This window comes from Methanobrevibacter sp. (assembly GCF_045603845.1).
Taxonomy (GTDB): Archaea; Methanobacteriota; Methanobacteria; order Methanobacteriales; family Methanobacteriaceae; genus Methanocatella.
This window is the reverse complement of the sequence record NZ_JAZUMY010000037.1, coordinates 1-4,638: the sequence shown is the minus strand read 5'-3', so window position 1 is coordinate 4,638 and position 4,638 is coordinate 1. Positions and strand designations below refer to the sequence as shown.

At 31.9% G+C, this 4,638-nt stretch carries 4 protein-coding genes, 1 tRNA gene and 1 pseudogene; all 6 read right to left on the bottom strand.

Features of this window, described 5'->3' with window-relative positions; translation table 11 throughout:
• Positions 1-220, bottom strand: a pseudogene (locus ACKI2W_RS03515) (amidohydrolase family protein); the annotation flags it as partial.
• Between the two features lie 7 nt (positions 221-227).
• Positions 228-617: a DUF126 domain-containing protein gene (locus tag ACKI2W_RS03510; protein ID WP_407379283.1), complete on the bottom strand. Its 390-nt coding sequence runs from the start codon at positions 615-617 to the stop codon at positions 228-230.
• A 44-nt stretch (positions 618-661) separates the two neighbouring features.
• Positions 662-1,918 (bottom strand): tRNA pseudouridine(13) synthase TruD, encoded by a 1,257-nt coding sequence (truD, locus tag ACKI2W_RS03505; RefSeq protein WP_407379281.1) that lies wholly within the window; start codon positions 1,916-1,918, stop codon positions 662-664.
• A 23-nt stretch (positions 1,919-1,941) separates the two neighbouring features.
• Positions 1,942-2,015, bottom strand: a tRNA-Arg gene (locus ACKI2W_RS03500).
• Positions 2,016-2,670: 655 nt separating this feature from the next.
• On the bottom strand, positions 2,671-3,906 hold the full coding sequence (locus ACKI2W_RS03495) for an RNA-guided endonuclease InsQ/TnpB family protein (RefSeq protein ID WP_407379279.1): 1,236 nt from the start codon (positions 3,904-3,906) through the stop codon (positions 2,671-2,673).
• A gap of 228 nt (positions 3,907-4,134) precedes the next feature.
• The gene (gene tnpA / locus ACKI2W_RS03490) at positions 4,135-4,539 is read right to left on the bottom strand and encodes an IS200/IS605 family transposase (RefSeq protein ID WP_407379277.1); all 405 of its coding nucleotides are present in this window, start codon (positions 4,537-4,539) and stop codon (positions 4,135-4,137) included.
• Positions 4,540-4,638: the final 99 nt, after the last annotated feature.

Below are 4,638 nucleotides of genomic sequence, written 5' to 3'. Positions count from 1 at the left end.
CCTTATGAAAACCTTTAGCCAAAATATGGGTGTGACAATCAATAAAACCCGGAAGCACATATCTTCCGTCACCATCAATAACTTTAACATTCTCTTTGGTATTGATTTTGCCTGAAGAAATTTCTTTTATATATTTTCCTTCAATCAAAATGTTCTGATTGCTTTTAAACTCGTCATCCGGATTGATAATATTCACATTTTCAATTAGAGTTTGCTTCATATTACACCTATAAAATCGTGATAGTTCCATTATCCCCGTCAACTTCAACCAAAGTACCGTTGGTTAACTCTTCAGTACGGGAAGGAGAATCCACCATCGGAATATCAGACATTATCGCACCAGTAGCTATGATTGGTTCTGCATTAAGACAGATTATGGCTTTTGGAGCAGAGTCATTTTTCATCATCTGAAAAATAACATAAGAACCGACCGTTGATCCTTTACCTCCAGGGATGAATAAAACTTTATCTTTAATACATTTTCCGTTTAATTCATGTTTAGAATCAATAATTACTCCCGTATCAGGGTTAACACCACCAAGAAAACTAATAGGTTCACTGCTTACTATTAATTCTCCTTTTCCAATTCCTTTTGCAATACTTCTACATTCAATCATCAAAGATAGTTATGTGGAAAGTAGTATTTAAAAAAATAAGTTTTTCACACAACATCCCGTTTCATTACTTCACGCAGTACTGATGTTGCATAAGATCCTTTATTAATTGAAAATTCAGTTAAAACACCCTCATCAGTTGGAATTGCAGATGCATCCCATACTTTAAAACGTATAGCTCTTCTAAGACCATGGCTTCCCAAACGAGGCATTTTTGGAACTTCAAAATTACTTTTATCAATTCCGTAACTTTTTAAAACATTTTCTTCCATTTCACCAACAGCACCTCCGGCATATGGAACTTTAGTACCGTATAATGGGGCGGTCGGATTAACGGTGAAATTATCAATTAACTCCTGATACTCCTCAGTAGACTTGTCACGGACAATATGTTCCTCATTATCAATAATAATATCTCCTTCAATGTAACTGTTAATACCCATTTCAGCACGTTTGCTGACAACATCATTGAACAAGTATGACTGATAAGCATGGACAAACATTCTTTGCAGAGGTTTTGGAAGTGAGTATAATGCATTTTTATATGATTTATCAGTTAAATCCCCTTTCTTGGAATCCTTGATTAATTCACGAATCATCATTTTCTCATATCTCATTCCTTTACCCATTAAATTTAATGATTCTTCAAGATTTCCATCATCATAAGCCTGTCTTGCAAGCTGATTTTCCTGACTTTCATCTTCAGTGGGATTTCCGATGTATCTTCTGACAGCTTCCTTCAAATCATTATGTATCAATGCTTCACCAACAAGATGAGTATTAGTTCTGGGTTTGCCAAAACGCTGCCAGCCGAAATAATTAGGAACGCCAGTTATCTCTAACTTTTTCAGTACTTCATCAGCAGTATCCGCACTTTCAGCAATATCATCAACACCCCGGATTAGAATACGGAATTTATTCCCGTTTAACTGTCCCATTCTAAGCTTTTTCTGACTTCGGGTTACCTTTAAAAAATCTGTCCCGTGAATGTTAAGATTTTCAATCTGACTGAACTGATCATCAGATTCCATATTGGAAATACAAATCCACTGACGGGTTAAAGCTTTTTTATCCTTCATCCCCGCAAAACCCATCCGTTTACGGCTGATATGCAAATCTCTGGCAATATCCAAAACAACATCCAATGTTGTTCTGCCTAATTTCTCAATCCAAATCCAAACATTAGGTCCTTCACCGGTAGGCTGAATTTCAGGAATTTCTTCAACATAAAAATCCTCATATTTATTTCTAATTGATCCATCAAAGCCTTTCTGATGAGTAACAAAAGTATCAGCATTTAACATAATATCACTAAAGAAAAATAGAATGCCCCGACCGGGATTTGAACCCGGGGAATGGGATCCGCAGTCCCATGTGTTATCCAAACTACACCATCGGGGCATGAAAAAACAAGACAATCATAATATATTAAGTTGCTTATAGTATTTAATGTTTATTAAAAGCAATAAATACAACATGAAAAAACAGGACGAATTCCCAACAAATCTTTAAATAACAGAAAATTAAAGCTATTTTAACTTAAATAAAAAATATTAAAAGTATTCTAACCCCAATATAAGAAATTAATTAAATTAAATCCATTTATAGTATTTTAATGAACCTCCAGAGATTGTATGAAACCAAAAACATGCCAAAAAAAATATGATTGAAAGACAATCATGATTTTCAATTCTTAAAAACATAATTCAAAAGGACAGTTAATATCACAATTGACAGAATATCAATTATTAAAAAAATAAGAAAAACCGACATTACAGATTTAATAATCAAATATCAAAAGACTATATGAAAACTTGATTACAGTATTTTATTTTGAAGTAAATATTTATAATAAACAGTTATATTGTAATAAACAATCATATTGTCTGAAAAATAACTTATTAATTTATATAAACCTTTTAATAGATTATGTGTTAGGTGTGCACCATTTTAAAAAATAATTATGGAAGGGGATGAACTTATGATTGAACCTCCTCGCCCTGTAGAGGGCGGGATTCGCAAACCAAAAAATATATTGTATATTATTTTGGAAATTTTACTGCCCCGTAGCCCCTACGAGTTCTAGACCTCTATTGAGGATATTAATACTGGCATTAACATCCCTATCATGATGTTCACCACAATAAGGACAATCCCATTCACGTATTCCTATGTTTTTCCATCCACGTAGATTTTCATTTTTTTCTTTGCAATTGCTACAGATTTGAGTGGATGGGAAACTTTTAGGAATTTTTATGAATTCTACTTCATTCCAGTCACATTTATAATCTAATTGGTCCATGAAGATACGAGGTGCATTTAATTGTATGCTTCGGCTTAAATACTTATTGTGTTTCCAGGCGATAATATTTTCATTTTGAACAGCCACAAAACAACAGTTTTTAACAATATAATCTGTCTGCTTGTGGTAATAATCGTTCCTTTTGTTTACTAATTTGGTGAACCATACATTAACTAATCTTTGTGCTTCGTTGTATCTTATGGAACCTGATGTATGGTGGCTCATTTCTTTTTGATATTGGATTATTTTGTCTGTTTCCTCTGTTAACACAAGATTGGATATCTCTTGCGTATTTGAAAGAACAGCAAGTTTGCCACAGCCAATATCTATTCCGATTTGTTGGAGCGGACCAATAATCCTTTTGGGAACATGAACACATTCAATATTGAAAACAGCATAATATGCACCGTTTTCTTTTTTGATAGTAACATGCTTTATTTTTGCAGCGGGATCATCTGGATTGCTAGCTTGGCGCAATATATTGCGATATTCTTTGCTGGTTTTGAATTTAACTAAACCTTGATTAGCCAGTTTGATTTTATCGAATCCATACTTATCTTTTTGAATTCGTACATTGTTATTGTTGTTGATTATCCTGAAAGTATCCTTGGAATGTTTTTTGCTTTTAAATTGAGGATATTTGGATTTTAAGTTAGGATTGTGAAAATTTTTAAAGGCTTGTATGACGTTTCTTTGTGATTGTTGACGACTGCTAGATTCCATTTTTTCCAAAAATAGATTATCCTGTCGCAACATCTTCAAAAGCACATTACAAGAACTATCATTAACAATAACCTTATCCTCATATCCATTTTGAATTAGTAACCTTCTAAATTCATTTATGTATCCTAATTCTTTATTGAATATAAACCTATAACCACCAATATGAGACTCGATTTTGTCTATACTGACAATCTTTTCGCCTTTATCATTCTTATCCACCTTAGACGGATAGATCCTAACCACAAAATTTTTATTAACAACTTTCATTTTTTCCCCTACAAAAAAAATACCACCATTTTTTTTATTGATACTATTATATATTATGATATTCTACAAATCCATATTTAAATAAAATCCAAGAGAGCAAATGAAAAGTATTCGACACCTGCATAACAAAAAAAAGAGAATATAATCCCAATTATACCTCCCTTACAAAATATAATAGGATAATATTTTATATTTTGTTAAAACCCTATTTTAGGGTTATGAATATTTTTATTTTTCTCTTTGGCGTTCGATATATCTTTTTATTGTTTCAATATTTGCTCCACCGGAAGTGGTTATGAAATAACCTGTTTTCCAAAAAGCACTCTTCCATAGAAATCTTTTAATTTGAGGATAATCTCTTTTAATACTTCTACTGCTTGCACTTTTATAGGCATTAATGAATTTAACAAGATTCGTACTCGGAGCAGCATCAAAAAGCACATGAATATGATCCACATCCCAATTTGACTCAACAATCTCCACACCATATTTATCACCAATATCTGAGAAAATATCCATTAAAAAATCAAAAATATCCTGATTAATCACTTTTCTACGATATTTAATAACTAACACCAAATGATAAGTTAATTTGTATACTGAATGTTGATTTCTATTCAAATCACCTTTCATAATAAGTAATATATCAAAAAAGATATTTAAATCTATTTATTATAAAAGTATACCAATATTGACCTGCACTTGTAAAAAAAAAAGTAAACACTAAAAAAA

Coding starts and splice junctions, on each gene's coding strand:
- ACKI2W_RS03510 (WP_407379283.1), bottom strand. CDS start 617: ATGATTGAATGTAGAAGTATTGCAAAAGGAATTGGAAAAGGAGAATTA.
- truD (WP_407379281.1), bottom strand. CDS start 1,918: ATGTTAAATGCTGATACTTTTGTTACTCATCAGAAAGGCTTTGATGGA.
- ACKI2W_RS03495 (WP_407379279.1), bottom strand. CDS start 3,906: ATGAAAGTTGTTAATAAAAATTTTGTGGTTAGGATCTATCCGTCTAAG.
- tnpA (WP_407379277.1), bottom strand. CDS start 4,539: ATGAAAGGTGATTTGAATAGAAATCAACATTCAGTATACAAATTAACT.